The following is a 15,611-nucleotide window of genomic DNA, read 5'->3' as shown; positions in this document are numbered from 1 at the left end:
CGCAGGCCGTCTGAAAATTTCAGACGGCCTGCGGTTTATTTGCGTACAATCGCTTCCTTTCGACCAACAAAGGAGAATATTTCATGAGCAGCAAATCACAAATCGGCCTGACCGCGCTGACGGCGCTGGTCATCAGCTCGATGATAGGTTCCGGCATTTTCAGCCTGCCGCAGAATATGGCGGCGGCGGCAGGCTCGCAAGCTCTGCTTATCGGCTGGCTGATTACGGGCGCGGGGATTATGTTTCTCGGCGTGTCGTTTGCCTGTTTGGCAAAGCTGAAACCCGATCTGGACGGCGGCATCTACACCTACGCGCGCGACGGCTTCGGCGATTTGATGGGCTTTTTCTCGGCGTGGGGCTACTGGCTCTGCACCACGGTGGGCATCGTCGGCTATCTGGTGGTGGCCTTTGAGGGCATCGGTACGCTTGTGGATACTCCGGATGCGGTGGTGTTCGGCAAGGGCAATACGACGGCCTCGTTTGTCGGGGCGTCGGCGGTGGCGTGGCTGGTGTATGCGCTGGTGGCACACGGTATCCGCGAGGCGGCGGGCGTGAATCTGGCGGCGACGTTTGTGAAGGTTTTCCCGCTGCTGCTGTTTATCGGTTTGGCGGCGTATTTCTTTAAAAGCGATGTGTTTGCGGCCGACTGGTCGGGCGCTTCGCTGGCGACGCCGGAAAATCCCGATACTTCGCTGATGACGCAGGTGAAAAACACGATGCTGATTACGCTGTGGGTGTTTACCGGCATCGAGGGCGCGGCGGTGTTGTCGAAACACGCGAAAAGCCGCGCCGATGTGGGCAAGGCAACAGTCATCGGCGTGGCGCTGACGCTGGCGATGTATGTGGCGATTACACTCTTGGCGCAGGGCGTGCTGCCGCGCGCCAAGATTGCGGCAATGGCGAATCCGTCGATGGCGGGCGTGCTTGCGTATATGGTCGGCGGCTGGGGTAAGGTGCTGATTACGGTTTGCCTGATGGTGTCGGTTTTGTCGTCGTATCTGAGCTGGACGCTTTATGCGACGGAAATTCCGCATCTGGGTGCGAAAAACGGCACATTTCCGCCTTCGTTTATTCCGCTCAACAAAAACGAAGTGCCGCAGGGTTCGCTGCTGTTTACCACGCTGACGGTGCAGCTTTGCCTGTTTCTGGTTTGGCAAACGGGCAACAGTTACAGCGCGCTGCTGATGATTTCGACTTCGATGATTCTGATTCCCTACCTGCTGGTCGGCGCATATCTGCTCAAGCTGTCGTTTACGCAAAAGCTCGCGCCGAAATACAGGCTCATCGGCGCGGCGGCGACGCTGTATTCGCTGTGGATTGTTTATGCGGCAGGCACGGAATACCTGCTGTTTTCGGTATTGCTCTATCTGCCGGGCGTGTTGCTGTTTCTCTATTCGCAACGCAAACACCACGGTGGCTGGCGGTTTAACGGCTATGAAAAGGCGGTGTTGCTGGCATTGGTGGTATTGGCCGTGCCGGCAGTGATGAAGTTTGTGGAGAGTTTGGGGGCGTAAGGCTGTCTGAAACCTTGCCCACCGTTTGACCATCAATCAAACGGCCGTCTGAAAACTTTCAGACGGCCTTTGTTTACACCAAACCCACTCTACAGCCCGATCTCGCGCAGGAAGCGGATATCGTCCGCCCAACCGGATTTGACTTTCACCCACACTTTTAAAAACACTTTGGTATCGAAGAGTTTTTCCATATCCAAGCGTGCTTCGGTGGAAATTTTCTTCAGTTTTTCGCCGCCTTTGCCGATTAAAATCGCCTTTTGGCTGTCTTTGTCGACCAACACCGCGATATAAATCCGATACAGCCCGTCTTCTTCCTCAAACTGCTCGACCTCCACATTCATCGCGTAAGGCAGCTCCTCACCCAGATAACGGAACAGTTTTTCGCGCACGATTTCCATCGCCAGAAACCGCGCCGATTTGTCGGTAACCATATCCTCGGGGTACATCGGCACGCTCTCGGGCAGATACGGTTTCAGGCACTCGAACAGATTGGCGATGCGCAGGCCGTGTTTTGCGCTGACGACTTCGTGTCCGGCAAATTCGAATTCGGTTTTGACTTCGTTCACAAACGCTTCGAGCGCGTATTTGTCTTTGGCTTTGTCTTTGTCGATTTTGTTGACAACCAATAATACGGGCGTGTGTTTCGGGAGCTGTTTCATCACGACACGGTCGGCGTCGGTAAACCGCATGGCTTCGACGACGAAGACGACGGCATCGACGCCGCTCAAGGCTTCGGTGACGTTTTGGTTCAGGCGGTCGTTGAGCGCGTTGCGGTGGTTGGTTTGGAAACCGGGGGTATCGACGAATACGAATTGGGCGGTGTCGTCGGTGTAGATGCCGGTTACGCGGTTGCGCGTGGTTTGGGCTTTTTTGCTGGTGATGCTGATTTTTTGGCCGATTAAGTGGTTCATCAGCGTGGATTTGCCGACGTTGGGGCGGCCGACGATGGCAACGAAGCCGCAGCGATAGCCGTCGGCGGATCGGGTTTCGTTGTTCAGGAAGGTTTCGATGTCCATGTTTGCTTTCTGCTGGATTGGGTTTTCTTAATCGGGCTGTTGGCCGTTGTGTGCCTGCCATTGGCACTCGGTCAAAGCCATCTCGGTAAAGACGGCTTTAAACGACGAATCTTCGGGCGAACACGCATATACGCCGAAACGGATGCGCTCCGCACCTTTCCATAAATGGCACACCCGCATTTGCCGGAAATCCGAGCCGTCAAACGAGCATTCGATGCAATAATCGTCTTCGCGCCTGCTCAGGCGGTACCACATGGTTTTGATTCCGGCAGCGATTTCGGTCGTCGCCCAATCGGAATAACCGTGGTTCGTGACCACGCTGCCCAAATGCTGAATCCGTTCGTTTTCGTATTCGACGGAGGCTTTCAGCCAATTTTCGCTGTCCAGATAAACCGCAATGCCGCATTGGTCGAACCGCTGATGACTTCCGTGAAATTCCGTTTTCACGGTAAAACTGAAATAGCGTTCGTCGGTCGTCATTTGCAGCACGGGCGCATTATCGTTCCGGAAACGGTAGTAAGTGCGCTGCCACAAATCGGTATGCGGTTCGGTCGTGATTTCGATACAGTCTTCGCCGATATGGAAATCTTTCGGCGGCCGCGTCCAATGAAAATCATGCAGATTGAGTGTCATATGATTCTTCCCGACATGAAGCCGATGTTTTGAAACGTAAAATCCATAGAGTTTAAGTTTCGCCAGATGCCGTCTGAAAATTTCATACGCGGCCTCAACTCCAAAGGTTTTGTTTATTTCTTGGGCTTTTTCATCGGAAACTTCTGCTCCAGCCATTTCAAGGCTTCGGCGGCGGTTTCCTGCTCGGCGGCCTTGCGGCTTGCGCCCTCGGCGCGGGTAATGAAACCGAGTTCGCCCAGGTCGCACGAGATGACGAACCGGGTATCCGAACCGCTGCCGGTCTGCCCGTCAATCCGGTATTTCGGCAACGGCAAACGGCGCGCCTGCAATGCTTCCTGCAATGCGGTTTTGTTGTCTTTGCCCTGGTTTTTGAAATTGACGTGTTTCACGCGTTCGGCAAACAAATGACGCACGACTTTTTCGGCGGCGCCAAAATCGGCATCGAAGCTCACGGCGGCAAACAGGGCTTCCATCGCATCGGCCAGAATCGAAGGCCGTCTGAAACCGCCGCTTTTGAGTTCGCCCGCGCCCAAATACAGACCGTCGCCGACATTCATTTCCAGCGCGATTTCGGCCAATACGCCCTCGTTGACCAAATTGGCGCGCAGCCGCGACAGCTCGCCTTCGGTCAGTTTGGGGAATGCGTCAAACAGCATTTTCGCCACGGTATAGTTCAACACCGAATCGCCGATAAATTCAAAGCGCTCGTTGTTTTGCGCACCGAAACTGCGGTGCGTCAGCGCCTGCCGCAACAGCGCCGGCTGCCGGAATTCATAACCCAGACGCCGCTGGATGCCCCGCTGCGCCTGCTCTTTGATTGCATCTTTTTTCATCGTCGTTTCCGCAAAAAGGCAGCCCGAACGCGTTTCGATACTTTATGGATTCCGTAAAAACCAAATACCGAAGCACTTTAAAGCTGCGATTGAAAAAGGCCGTCTGAAGTCGATACCACCGCTTTCAGACGGCCCGAATTGTACATCAAACCGCGCCTACCCGCGATTGCAAGATGGCGGCGCCACCGTGCGGAAAACGCCCGAATCGTGTAAAATCGTGCCTGATTTTATCCGCCGGGAAACGCCGTGAACCTTTTTGCCCAAGCCCTCTCTGCCGCGCTCGACCGCTGCATCGCCACCAAAACCGTCACCGAAGGCGGCGAACCTGTCGGCTTCCTCTACCGCGAAGCCCCCGTATTCGAACACGACAGCGGCTGGCGCTTTTTCAGCGGCGACGAAAGCGACGAATACACCGACAATCCCGACAATTTCACCGTGTGCAGCGTGGCCGACATTACCGCGCGCAATCCCGAAATCGCCGCGCTGCTGGCCAAACCCGAAGGCAGCGCTTGGGAAACCGGCGAAGACGGCGCATTTCAGGCCGTTGCCGACTGGCAGCCGCAGGATTGAAAAAACGGTGCGTTCCAAACCGAACGCCGTGTTCCTTATTTTCATTTTTCAGACGGCCTCAACATCAAAGGCCGTCTGAAAACAAAAAACCATTTCTAAAAACAAGGATTTAAAATGAATACCATCACCCCGAACCTCGACGGACGCCAACTGCGCATCGGCATCGTCCAAGCCCGTTTTACCAACGAAATCGGCAGCGAAATGCTTAAAGTCTGCTGCCGCACCCTGAAAGAATTGGGCGTGGCCGATGAAGACATCACCGTCGCCACCGTGCCCGGCGCGCTGGAAGTGCCGATTGCGCTGATGAATCTGGCTTCGTCCGAACAATTCGACGCGCTGATTGCCATCGGCGTCGTCATCCGCGGCGAAACCTACCATTTCGAGCTGGTCTCCAACGAATCCGGCGCCGGCGTTACCCGCGTCGGCCTCGATTACAACATCCCGATTGCCAACGCGATTCTGACCACCGAAAACGACGAACAGGCCGTCGCCCGCATCGAAGAAAAAGCCTCGGACGCCGCCAAAGTCGCCGTCGAATGCGCCAACCTCGTCAATCACCTGCTCGAAGCGCAGTTTGCGGAAGAAGACGAAAAATAAGGTTCAGACGGCCGGCCTGAGACTGTTGCAAAAATCGAAAAGGCCGTCTGACACTTCGACTGCGCTCAGTACAAAAATTTTCACGAACGTCATTCCCGCGTAGGCGGGAATCCATATTTGATTTTCTGAAACTGTGTTAAAACAAAATATTGTTGTCTGTTTTTAACCGCAGATTCCCGCCTACGCGGGAATGACGTCGGTTATAAGATTGGCCGTTTCAGACGGCCTTTAGGCGGATTCTTCTGATTTTTGCAAAAGTTTCGGCCTGAAGTTTCGTTAGTCTGAAAAACAGCCCGCCGCTTTCAGACGGCCTGAACAACTGTTTCACCCAAAGGAATCCCCATGAAAACCCCACGCCGCCGCGCCCGCGAATTTGCCGTGCAAGCCCTGTATCAGGCCATGCTCAACCAAACCGCCGCGCCCGAAATCGCCAAAAACATCCGCGAAAGCGCCGATTTCGACAAAGCCGACGAAGCGCTGTTTTCTTCGGCGCCAGCAGCAACACCGCCGAATACATGGCGCACATCCGCCCGCTGCTTGACCGCGACGAAAAAGACCTCAACCCGATCGAGCGCGCCGTCCTTCTCGCCGCCTGCCACGAACTTGCCGCCATGCCCGAAACGCCGTATCCCGTGATTATCAACGAAGCCATCGAAGTGACCAAAACCTTCGGCGGCACCGACAGCCACAAATTCGTCAACGGCATCCTTGACCGCCTCGCCGCAGAACTGCGCCCGAATGATCCGAAGCGCGGTTAACGCCAAAATCTAAAAAAACAAAAAGGCCGTCTGAAATTTCAGACGGCCTTATCAATACCGGCATCCGCATCAGTCCTATTCAAACGCCGGCTGCAAGCACAAATCCGCCAGACAAACCGTTTCCGCATTTCCTCCGCATTGCGCATCCCCGTCCCAAAGCCTAAAATGCTTGGTTTCTTGATAATTTCAGACGGCCTTTTCCCATGAGCAAACTCCACGACAACGACACCATCCGCATCCGCGGCGCACGCACTCACAATTTGAAAAACATCGATTTGGACATTCCTCGCCACAAGCTGGTGGTGGTAACGGGTTTGTCGGGCAGCGGCAAATCGTCGCTGGCGTTCGACACGCTCTATGCCGAGGGGCAGCGGCGTTATGTGGAAAGTCTTTCCGCTTATGCGCGCCAGTTTTTGCAGATGATGGATAAACCTGATGTCGATTTGATTGAAGGCTTGTCGCCGGCAATTTCCATCGAGCAGAAATCCACCAGCCATAATCCGCGTTCGACTGTCGGCACAGTAACCGAAATCCACGACTATCTGCGCTTGTTATACGCGCGTGTCGGTACGCCGTATTGTCCCGAGCATAATCTGCCGCTGTCGAGCCAAACCGTTTCGCAAATGGTCGATAACGTGCTGGCATTGCCTGAAGATACGCGTGTGATGATTCTTGCGCCTGCGGTACGCGAACGCAAAGGTGAGTTTGTCGATTTCTTTGCCGACTTGCAGGTGCAGGGTTTTGCGCGGGTGCGCGTGGACGATGAAGTCTATACGCTTGACGAAGTGCCGAAGCTGGAAAAAAACATCAAGCACAATATCGATGTGGTCATCGACCGAGTGAAAGTGAAAGCCGATATAAAACAGCGGCTTGCCGAAAGTTTCGAAACCGCGCTGCGGCACGGCGGCGAGCGCGCGCTGGCTTTGGAAATGGACAGCGGCGAAGAGCATTGGTTTTCCGCCCGCTTCGCCTGCCCCGTGTGTTCGTACAGTTTGCAGGAGCTGGAGCCGCGTTTGTTTAGTTTCAACAACCCGATGGGTTCCTGCCCGACCTGCGACGGCTTGGGCAACATGAATTTCTTCGACCCCGAACGCGTGGTGCTGCACCCCGAATTATCGCTGGCCGCGGGTGCGATTAAGGGCTGGGACAAGCGCAACCAGTTTTATTTCCAAATGATACAGTCGCTGGCCGCGCATTATGATTTCGACGTGAACACGCCGTTTGAAGGCCTGTCTGAAAAAGTGCAGAAAATCGTGCTGCACGGATCGGACAAGGAAGTGATTGATTTCAAATACTTATCCGAAAAAGGCACGACCTTCAACCGCAGCCACGCTTTCGAGGGCATCATTCCCAATCTGGAACGCCGTTTCCGCGAAACCGACTCCGCCACCGTGCGCGAAGAGCTGATGCAGTACCAAAGCCACCGCGCCTGCCCGAGCTGCGGCGGCGCGCGCCTGCGCAAAGAAGCGCGTTACGTTTATGTCGGCAAACAGCCGCTGCACGAAATTTCCGCTTGGCCGCTCACCAAAACCCACCAATTCTTCGAAACTCTCAATTTGGGAGGCAACAAAAAACAGATTGCCGAAAAAATCCTCAAAGAAATCACCGAACGGCTCGGCTTCCTGATTAACGTCGGCCTCGACTACCTCAACCTCGCCCGCTCCGCCGAAACCCTGTCCGGCGGCGAAGCCCAGCGCATCCGCCTTGCCAGCCAAATCGGCAGCGGCCTGACCGGCGTGATGTACGTGCTTGACGAACCCTCCATCGGCCTGCACCAGCGCGACAACGACCGCCTGCTCGCCACCCTCAAACGCCTGCGCGACCTTGGCAACAGCGTCATCGTGGTCGAACACGACGAAGACGCCATCCGCGAAGCCGATTTCGTCGTCGACATGGGGCCGGGCGCAGGCGAACACGGCGGCAACGTGCTGATTGCCGACACACCCGAAAACGTTGCCAAAAATGAAAATTCCATTACAGGCCAATACCTCAGCGGCAAAAAAACCATCGCCGTGCCGTCTAAAAGAACGCCCGCCAACCCCGAGCGCATGCTCGTCTTAAGCGGCGCGCGCGGCAACAACCTCAAAAACGTCACCCTCGAACTCCCCCTCGGCCTGATCACCTGCATCACCGGCGTTTCAGGCAGCGGGAAATCCACCCTGATTAACGACACGCTGGCCAAAATCACCGCCCGCGAACTCAACCGCGCCCACGAAGAACCCGCCCCCTACGACGACATCCGCGGCCTCGAACACCTCGACAAAGTCATCAACGTCGACCAATCCCCCATCGGCCGCACCCCCCGTTCCAACCCCGCCACCTACACCGGCCTCTTCACCCACATCCGCGAACTTTTCGCCGGCGTCCCCCTCTCGCGCGAACGCGGCTACAACGTCGGCCGCTTCTCCTTCAACGTCAAAGGCGGCCGCTGCGAAGCCTGCCAGGGCGACGGCGTCATCAAAGTCGAAATGCACTTCCTGCCCGACGTTTACGTCCCCTGCGAAGTCTGCCACGGCAAACGCTACAACCGCGAAACCCTCGAAATCCAATACAAAGGCAAAAACATCAGCCAAGTGCTCGACATGACCGTAGAAGAAGCCCGCCAATTCTTCGACGCCGTGCCCACCGTATCACGCAAACTCCAAACCCTCATGGACGTCGGCCTCGGCTACATCCGCCTCGGCCAATCCGCCACCACCCTCTCCGGCGGCGAAGCCCAACGCGTCAAACTCGCCCTCGAACTCTCCAAACGCGACACCGGCCGCACCCTGTATATTCTCGACGAACCGACGACGGGTCTGCACTTCGCCGACATCGCCCTGCTGCTCGAAGTCATAGGCCGTCTGAAAGGTAAAGGCAACTCTATCGTGATTATCGAACACAATCTGGACGTGATTAAAACCGCCGATTGGATTGTGGATTTAGGGCCGGAAGGCGGCGATGGCGGGGGGCGGATTATTGCTGAAGGTTCGCCGGAGGAGGTAGCGAAAATTAAGGGAAGTTATACTGGCAAGTACTTGAAATCAATTATAAAATAATCTAAATTTATCATCATAAAGGACTTCATTATGGCAGCGACGAATTTTAAAACTGAAAATAATACTTTCAGAAAATTAATTGGCAATGGACTAACTTACCGTATACCACGATTTCAACGCGATTACAGTTGGGAAGTGGAGCAATGGGAAGATTTATGGGTGGATATTCTATCCAGCCTTAAACAAGATGAAGATTCTGCACACTATATGGGTTATTTAGTATTGCAATCAGCTGATGATAAATCATTTGATGTTATAGATGGGCAGCAACGCTTAACGACAGTTAGTCTGATCGTCCTTGCGATTCTTAAAAATATTCAACGACTGATCGAATTAGGTAATGAAGCAGAAGCCAATACACAGCGTTTGAATCAAATACGACAAACCTACATTGGTTATTTGGATCCCATTACCCTAATTTCCCGCCCAAAATTAACACTTAACCGTAATAATAACGAGTATTTTCAAACCTATCTGATACCTTTAGGCCATTTGCCGCAACGTGGCTTCCGCGCATCGGAACACCTTTTACGAAAAGCATTTGAATGGTTTGATAAACGGATTTCCGATTATTTGAAATCCAGCATAGGAAACGAAGGCCAACGCCTGGCTCAACTGGTTGAAAATATTAGTGATAACTTATTTTTCACTGTTATTACAGTAACAGATGAATTGAATGCATATAAGGTGTTTGAAACGTTGAATGCCCGAGGAGTCCGTTTATCATCAACCGATTTATTAAAGAATTATCTATTTTCTGTACTAGATCGAGGCCAAGAAACTGAACATGAATTGCGAACCCTAGAAGAACGTTGGGAAAGTATAGTAAGCCGTTTGCAGTCAGAAAAGTTTCCGGATTTCTTAAGAACATATTGGAACAGTCGTTATAAACTGACTAGGCAATCCGAACTATTTAAGATAATTCGAAATCATATAAAAGATCGGGAGAAGGTTTTTTCTTTAATTCGTGGTATGGAAGAAGATTTAGATAATTATCTTGCTCTTACCTCTCCTGATATTTCAGATTGGTCTCAAGATAATAAATATTTAGCAAATGTGTTAAAGATGTTTCGCGTGCGTCAACCGTTTTCTCTGCTTTTAGCTGCACGGCGGAAATTTACTGATTCGGAATTCAACACATTATTACGTGCTATTATGGTTATTTCACTTCGTTATAACACAATAGGCGCATATAGTCCCAACGAACAGGAACGAGTATATAACAATGCCGCTGAACAAATCAGTAGTGGGGAAATAAATAATTTAAGCCAATTATGGAATCTTTTAAAATCAATCTATATTGATGACAACCGATTTAAAGCAGACTTTTCTGAAAAAGCAATTCGTACATCTGATTCACGTGGAAAGAAAATTGTGCGATTTATTTTATGCGGATTAGAAAAGCAAGTATCGGGTAGTGAACATGATTTTTCTAGTGATAGCTTTAATATTGAACATGTGCTACCACAGAATGCACCTGATAATTGGGGAGGATTTACCTATGAAGAAAGTACAGCATTAGTCGACCGTTTAGGAAATATGACTTTACTGAAGACTGGAACCAACCGTGATCTTGGTACAGAGGAATATTCACAAAAACGAAATGCTTATGAAAATAGCAATTTCGAATTAACCAAACAGCTAGCAAGACAAAACCAAGAATGGGCTCCAGAAAAAATAACGACACGGCAAAACTGGATGGCTGATCAAGCAACTGCTATTTGGCGTATAGCACAATTAAGTTATTTATACAATACATTATAAATAGCAAGCAAGCGTAGCTTGGGTTGTAAACCCAACATTTCGGAACGGTAAACGGTTTTGTTGGGTTTACAACCCAACCTACGAAAAAACGCACGCCACCATCAATGCCTGTCTGAAAACAAGTGTAGCGAGTTTCGCTAAAACATCTTTCAGACGGCCTGTCATCGTAGGATGGGTGTCAACCCATCGTGCCGAAACACCCCGAAACAGCGGCTTCCCCCACCACCGTTTCAGACGGCCTTGCCATCCGCAATGCCTTAATTCCGTCATTCCCGCGCAGGCGGGAATCCAGACCTCGTCAGCATTCCGAAACGGCAGCGGCTGCTGGCATTACGACCTGAAAGCAGCCTGCCCCAACCTACATCTGCCAATCCGTTCCCCTGTATCTGTCCCCGCAAAAGGCCGTCTGAAAACCTGCTTTCAGACGGCCTTTTGTACGACAATAACGTTTTCAACCACTGAACCGCCAAACGGTTTGTTTAAGGAAACGCCATGAAAAAATTATCCGCCCTGCTTTGCCTGATACCCCTTGCCGCCTGTATGTCCGTCGGCTCGTCCGAACAGGGCAGCGACTACCCGCAAGGCACTTACGAAGTGAAAGTGTTCGAACGCGACGGCCACCAAGTCTCCCGCGGCGCCCGCCTGCCCGTGCGCGAATACGAGTTGGATGCTACCCTTGCCGCCGTCTGCCGTATTCATGCTGGCAAAGGGGTTACCGCACGCGTGTACAGTCCTAACGGACAAGAATTTACCACGCTCAGCCCGCGTCAGTGCCGCTGAGGTTCAATGCCTGTCTGAAGTGTTTTTTTCAGCAAGCGCAGGTTGGATTGCAAACCCAACAAAACAGTCCCTCTTTCTCTGAAACGTTGGGTTTACAACCCGACCTACAAAACTGCATACAGCAAGTGCAGCATGTATGTATGAGCAACAATCCACGCACGCATCTTCCCCAATCCGATGCCGTCTCAAACCATAAATGCCCGACTGACAGTTTTTCGAAACATGGTGGGTTTACACCACCCTACGCAGTTCTAACCATATCTGCGCAGGCTTGCATTCTGATTTACCACCCTATAAGCCAAAGGCCGTCTGAAAACTTCAACCTCAGGTTTTCAGACAGCCTTTAGTGTTTCAAACCTTTAATCCGCCGCGGCTTTTTTCCTTCGCGGTTTACGGCGACGGCGTTTGGGTTTGTCGGCGCTGTCGCCGTTTTGCGGGGCGGTGTTGCTCATTTGGTTGCGGGTTTCGTCGTCGGCATGTTGGAAGCGCGTCCACCAGTCGGCTAACTCCTGCGGCACTTCGCCGGTTTGGGTGCGCAGGACGAGGAAATCGTAGGCGGCGCGGAAACGGGCTTGGGCAACGAGACGGTGGGGGCGGGCGCCGAGCCGGTTGTCAAACTGGGGCTGGAGCTGCCAGATTTCGCGCATGGTGGCGGAAAAGCGCTGCGGTACGCCCCAGCCTTTTTCGACGGTATCGCGCATGGTGTTGACGGCTTCGGTGAGCGCAGGTACGGGCTTCATGCCGTGTTTGCGGTAGTGTTGCCAGTGTTGTTCGAGCCGAGGCCATAAGACGGCGGCCAATACGAAGCCGACGGAAACGGGTTTGTCTTGGCGCAGGCGCTCGTCGGTGTTTTTCAGGGCGAGGGTGATGATGCGGTTTTCGGGTTGTTCGGCGGTTTTGAGCGCGGTCAGAAGCGGATGGATGTCGTCTGAAACGCCGAGGGTGTTGAGCCGGCGCAGGCAGTCGCGGGCGTGGCCGGAGAAGAGGATTTTCATGATTTCGTCAAACAGCCGCGCGACAGGCTCGTGTTTCAGACGGCCTGCACATTCGGGGATGGGGGCGGCGGTTTGCGCTTCGACGTCGAAGCCGAGTTTGCCGGAAAGGCGCACGGCGCGGAGGATGCGTACAGGATCTTCCTGATAGCGGGCGGCTGCGGCGCCGATGATGACGAGGCGGCGTGCGGCGATGTCGGCGGCGCCGTTGTGAAAGTCGGTGATTTCTTGGCGGATGGGGTCGTAATAAAGCGCGTTGCAGGTAAAGTCGCGGCGCTGCGCGTCTTCTTCCATGCTGCCGTAGGTGTTGTCTTTCATGATGCGGCCGTGGGCGTTTTGCAGCGCGTTACTGCCGCCGCGGAAGGTCGTGACTTCGATGGTTTCGGGGCCGACCATGACGTGCACAATCTGAAAGCGGCGGCCGATGATGCGGCTGCGGCGGAAGATTTTGTGCACTTCTTCGGGCGTGGCGTTGGTGGCGACATCGAAATCTTTCGGCTCGACGCCCAAAAGCAAATCGCGCACCGCACCGCCGACGACATAGGCTTCATAGCCCTGCTCGTGCAGGCGGCGGACGACTTTTTCGGCGGCAAAACTCAGCATATCCTCGCGGATGCCGTGTTGCGAAAAGGGAATGACGGTTTTGTGCAGCTTGGATTTGCCTGCTTTGGCGGGCATGACTTTGCGCAGCAGTTTTTTCAGCATGATGTGGATTTCTTTTTGTATCAGGCCGTCTGAAACTGACGGGTTCCGCAGATTGAAACCTTTGCGGAGTCTTCTTGATAAAAACACTCGGCAAAGGTTTCAGACGGCCTGTTTTTTCAATAAAAACAAAACGGCGGCATCGCGCCGAAACAGCTCGCCATTATACCTGAAACCCTGCCGCGCCTGAAAATATCGGCTATAATAAACCGCATCGAAACTACCGTTTTGGGGAACAGAAAATGTATGACTACCAATCCGATGCCACCAAGTTTTTAAACAAACTGCTCGAAGAGCGCCCCGAGCTCGCGCAGCAGCGTTTGGACAACCGCAACCTGCTGTGGGACGTTACCCTCAAGCCCGAAGAAGAGGCCGGTTTTGAAGCCGCCAAAGTCGCCAAAAAGCCCTACACCTATTACCAAGATTAATTTTCAGACGGCATGACCACGCACACCGCCAACATCGCCCCCGCGCTGCAAGCCTATCTCAACAGCATCGGCGAGGCCGAACATCCCGCGTTGGAAAAGCTGCGCCGGCGCACCAAATCACACCGCTTGGGCAAAATGGCGATTGCGCGCGAGCAGTCCGCCCTGATGACTTGGCTCGCACGGCTGATCAAGGCCGAAAAATATCTGGAAATCGGCGTGTTCACCGGATACAGCAGCACCGCGATGGCGCTCGTTCTGCCCGAACACGGTCGCATTACCGCCTGCGACATCAGCGTCACCTTTACCGACCTCGCCCGCGAAAGCTGGCAGGCCGCAGGCGTGGTGCACAAAATCACGCTGCACCTTCAGCCCGCGCTGCTGACGTTGGACGACTTGATTGCAAACGGCGAAGCCGGCAGTTACGACCTCGCCCTCATCGACGCCGACAAACCGCCGACCCCGCAGTATTTCGAACGCTGCCTGACTTTGGTCAGAAGCGGCGGCATCATCGCCATCGACAACATCCTGCTCGGCGGCCGCGTGATGGAAGACGACATCGCAAACGCCCCGCCCAGTTTGGATATTTTGAAAACCTTCAACCGCAGCCTGCCGCACGATACGCGCATCGTTCCGATTACCCTGCCCGTCGGCGACGGCCTGACCCTGTTAATGAAAAAATAACATGAACATCATCAAACAAACCGCCATTCTGCTCAGCATCATCGCCCTTTCCGCCTGCGCCAACCTCCCGCCGCCGGCGCCCGACAGCGCCGAAGCCGTGCCTGACAAACACGAAGATTACCGCCGTCCAGGTAAGCAAAGCGAGCTCAACCGTCTCAACATGCAGCTTGCCGGCATGGAATACGAAATCGAGCGACTCAAAACCCGCGTGCAGCAGCTTGAGCGCAGTGGCAAGATTCCGTCGGAGAAACGTCCGCCCGCCGACTACCGCATCAACGATGCCAAACTCAAAAACCAATACCTGAAAAGCAGCGCCGCCGGCGTCGGCGCGGACGACACCGTTGCCGCCCGCGAAACCCGCCTGTATGCCCACGCATCCAAACTCTATAAAAGCGGCAACTATGCCGCCGCCGCCGCCGCCCTCAAAGGCGCAGACGGCGGTAACGGCAGCGACGCCGCGCGGCGCAATATGTTTTTACTTGTTCAAAGTCAGCAGAAACTCGGCAATTGTGAAACCGCCATCGAAACCGCCGGCCGTTTAGCCAACCGTTTCCGCGGCACGTCCGAAGCGCCCGAAGCGCTGTTTGTCATCGGCCAATGCCAATACAGAATGCAGCAGAAAGACATTGCCCGAAACACTTGGCGCAAGCTGATCCAGACCTACCCCGACAGCCCCGCTGCCAAACGCGCAGCGGTAAGCATCAAGCAGCGTTAGGATTTTTCAGACGGCCTTTGAAAGCAGATTAGGCCGTCTGAAAACCATTCCCCCCCTACCAACCCGCCTCTAGGAAAACACATGATTCAAGTCGGTATCATTATGGGCAGCAACAGTGACTGGCCGGTTATGCAGCACGCCGCCGAGTTTTTAAAACAGTTCGGCGTCGAATTCGAAGCGAGCGTCGTTTCCGCACACCGCACGCCCGATTTGATGTTTGAATACGCTGAAACCGCCCGCGCGCGCGGCATCAAGGCCATCATCGCCGGCGCAGGCGGCGCCGCACACCTGCCGGGCATGGTCGCCGCCAAAACCACCGTCCCCGTGTTGGGCGTGCCCGTGCCGAGCAAATACCTGCGCGGCGAAGATTCGCTGCTGTCCATCGTGCAGATGCCCAAAGGCGTGCCCGTCGCCACCTTTGCCATCGGCGAAGCCGGCGCCGCCAACGCCGCGCTGTTTGCCGTTTCGCTTTTGGCCAACGAAAACGCCGAACTCGCTCAAAAACTCGCCGCCTTCCGCGCCAAGCAGGAAGCCGCGGTTTTGGCGATGGAACTGCCGCAGGAATAGTCTGCAAAATATATAAAAGCCGT

General features: G+C 54.0%; 14 protein-coding genes and 1 pseudogene. 11 read left to right on the top strand and 4 right to left on the bottom strand.

Annotated features, from left to right (window positions below):
- The first annotated feature begins 83 nt into the window (after positions 1–83).
- Positions 84–1,514 (top strand): basic amino acid/polyamine antiporter, encoded by a 1,431-nt coding sequence (locus tag BG910_RS11210; protein WP_089036913.1) that lies wholly within the window; start codon positions 84–86, stop codon positions 1,512–1,514.
- Between the two features lie 89 nt (positions 1,515–1,603).
- On the opposite strand, the gene era is transcribed toward BG910_RS11210, so the two are convergent.
- From era to rnc, 3 genes are all read right to left on the bottom strand, one after another.
- The gene (era, locus tag BG910_RS11205) at positions 1,604–2,530 is read right to left on the bottom strand and encodes a GTPase Era (RefSeq protein WP_089036912.1); all 927 of its coding nucleotides are present in this window, start codon (positions 2,528–2,530) and stop codon (positions 1,604–1,606) included.
- Positions 2,531–2,557: 27 nt separating this feature from the next.
- Complete coding sequence (locus tag BG910_RS11200; protein WP_089036911.1) at positions 2,558–3,163, bottom strand: DUF1349 domain-containing protein; 606 nt, start codon at positions 3,161–3,163, stop codon at positions 2,558–2,560.
- A 113-nt stretch (positions 3,164–3,276) separates the two neighbouring features.
- Positions 3,277–3,996, bottom strand: coding sequence for a ribonuclease III (gene rnc, locus BG910_RS11195; RefSeq protein ID WP_089036910.1), 720 nt, complete (start codon positions 3,994–3,996; stop codon positions 3,277–3,279).
- Between the two features lie 246 nt (positions 3,997–4,242).
- Between rnc and BG910_RS11190 the strand changes: the two genes are divergently transcribed.
- The 6 genes and pseudogenes from BG910_RS11190 to BG910_RS11165 all read left to right on the top strand — a co-directional run bounded on the left by BG910_RS11190 (position 4,243) and on the right by BG910_RS11165 (position 11,503).
- Positions 4,243–4,566, top strand: coding sequence for a DUF2185 domain-containing protein (locus tag BG910_RS11190; RefSeq protein ID WP_089036909.1), 324 nt, complete (start codon positions 4,243–4,245; stop codon positions 4,564–4,566).
- A gap of 114 nt (positions 4,567–4,680) precedes the next feature.
- Positions 4,681–5,163, top strand: coding sequence for a 6,7-dimethyl-8-ribityllumazine synthase (ribH, locus tag BG910_RS11185; RefSeq protein WP_089036908.1), 483 nt, complete (start codon positions 4,681–4,683; stop codon positions 5,161–5,163).
- Positions 5,164–5,505: 342 nt separating this feature from the next.
- A pseudogene (nusB, locus tag BG910_RS11180) lies at positions 5,506–5,921 on the top strand (transcription antitermination factor NusB).
- A gap of 203 nt (positions 5,922–6,124) precedes the next feature.
- Positions 6,125–8,959: an excinuclease ABC subunit UvrA gene (gene uvrA, locus BG910_RS11175; protein ID WP_089036907.1), complete on the top strand. Its 2,835-nt coding sequence runs from the start codon at positions 6,125–6,127 to the stop codon at positions 8,957–8,959.
- Positions 8,960–8,989: 30 nt separating this feature from the next.
- The gene (locus tag BG910_RS11170; protein ID WP_089036906.1) at positions 8,990–10,723 is read left to right on the top strand and encodes a DUF262 domain-containing protein; all 1,734 of its coding nucleotides are present in this window, start codon (positions 8,990–8,992) and stop codon (positions 10,721–10,723) included.
- A gap of 492 nt (positions 10,724–11,215) precedes the next feature.
- Complete coding sequence (locus tag BG910_RS11165; RefSeq protein WP_089036905.1) at positions 11,216–11,503, top strand: hypothetical protein; 288 nt, start codon at positions 11,216–11,218, stop codon at positions 11,501–11,503.
- Between the two features lie 359 nt (positions 11,504–11,862).
- Here BG910_RS11165 and BG910_RS11160 read toward each other — a convergent pair whose 3' ends face one another.
- Positions 11,863–13,200: a polynucleotide adenylyltransferase PcnB gene (locus tag BG910_RS11160; RefSeq protein ID WP_089036904.1), complete on the bottom strand. Its 1,338-nt coding sequence runs from the start codon at positions 13,198–13,200 to the stop codon at positions 11,863–11,865.
- Between the two features lie 239 nt (positions 13,201–13,439).
- Between BG910_RS11160 and BG910_RS11155 the strand changes: the two genes are divergently transcribed.
- The 4 genes from BG910_RS11155 (at position 13,440) to purE (ending at position 15,588) form a co-directional block, all read left to right on the top strand.
- Positions 13,440–13,625, top strand: coding sequence for a DUF3460 family protein (locus BG910_RS11155; RefSeq protein WP_089036903.1), 186 nt, complete (start codon positions 13,440–13,442; stop codon positions 13,623–13,625).
- 12 nt (positions 13,626–13,637) lie between these two features.
- A complete protein-coding gene (locus tag BG910_RS11150; protein ID WP_089036902.1) occupies positions 13,638–14,306 on the top strand; it encodes a class I SAM-dependent methyltransferase in 669 nt (222 codons plus the stop codon).
- Position 14,307: 1 nt separating this feature from the next.
- Positions 14,308–15,021 (top strand): tetratricopeptide repeat protein, encoded by a 714-nt coding sequence (locus tag BG910_RS11145; protein WP_089036901.1) that lies wholly within the window; start codon positions 14,308–14,310, stop codon positions 15,019–15,021.
- An 81-nt stretch (positions 15,022–15,102) separates the two neighbouring features.
- Positions 15,103–15,588 (top strand): 5-(carboxyamino)imidazole ribonucleotide mutase, encoded by a 486-nt coding sequence (purE, locus tag BG910_RS11140; RefSeq protein WP_089036900.1) that lies wholly within the window; start codon positions 15,103–15,105, stop codon positions 15,586–15,588.
- The last annotated feature ends 23 nt before the right edge of the window (positions 15,589–15,611 follow it).

Source organism: Neisseria chenwenguii (assembly GCF_002216145.1).
GTDB classification, from domain to species: domain Bacteria; phylum Pseudomonadota; class Gammaproteobacteria; order Burkholderiales; family Neisseriaceae; genus Neisseria; species Neisseria chenwenguii.
The sequence above is the reverse complement of the archived record's forward strand: the minus strand, read 5'-3'. Positions and strand labels throughout refer to the sequence as shown.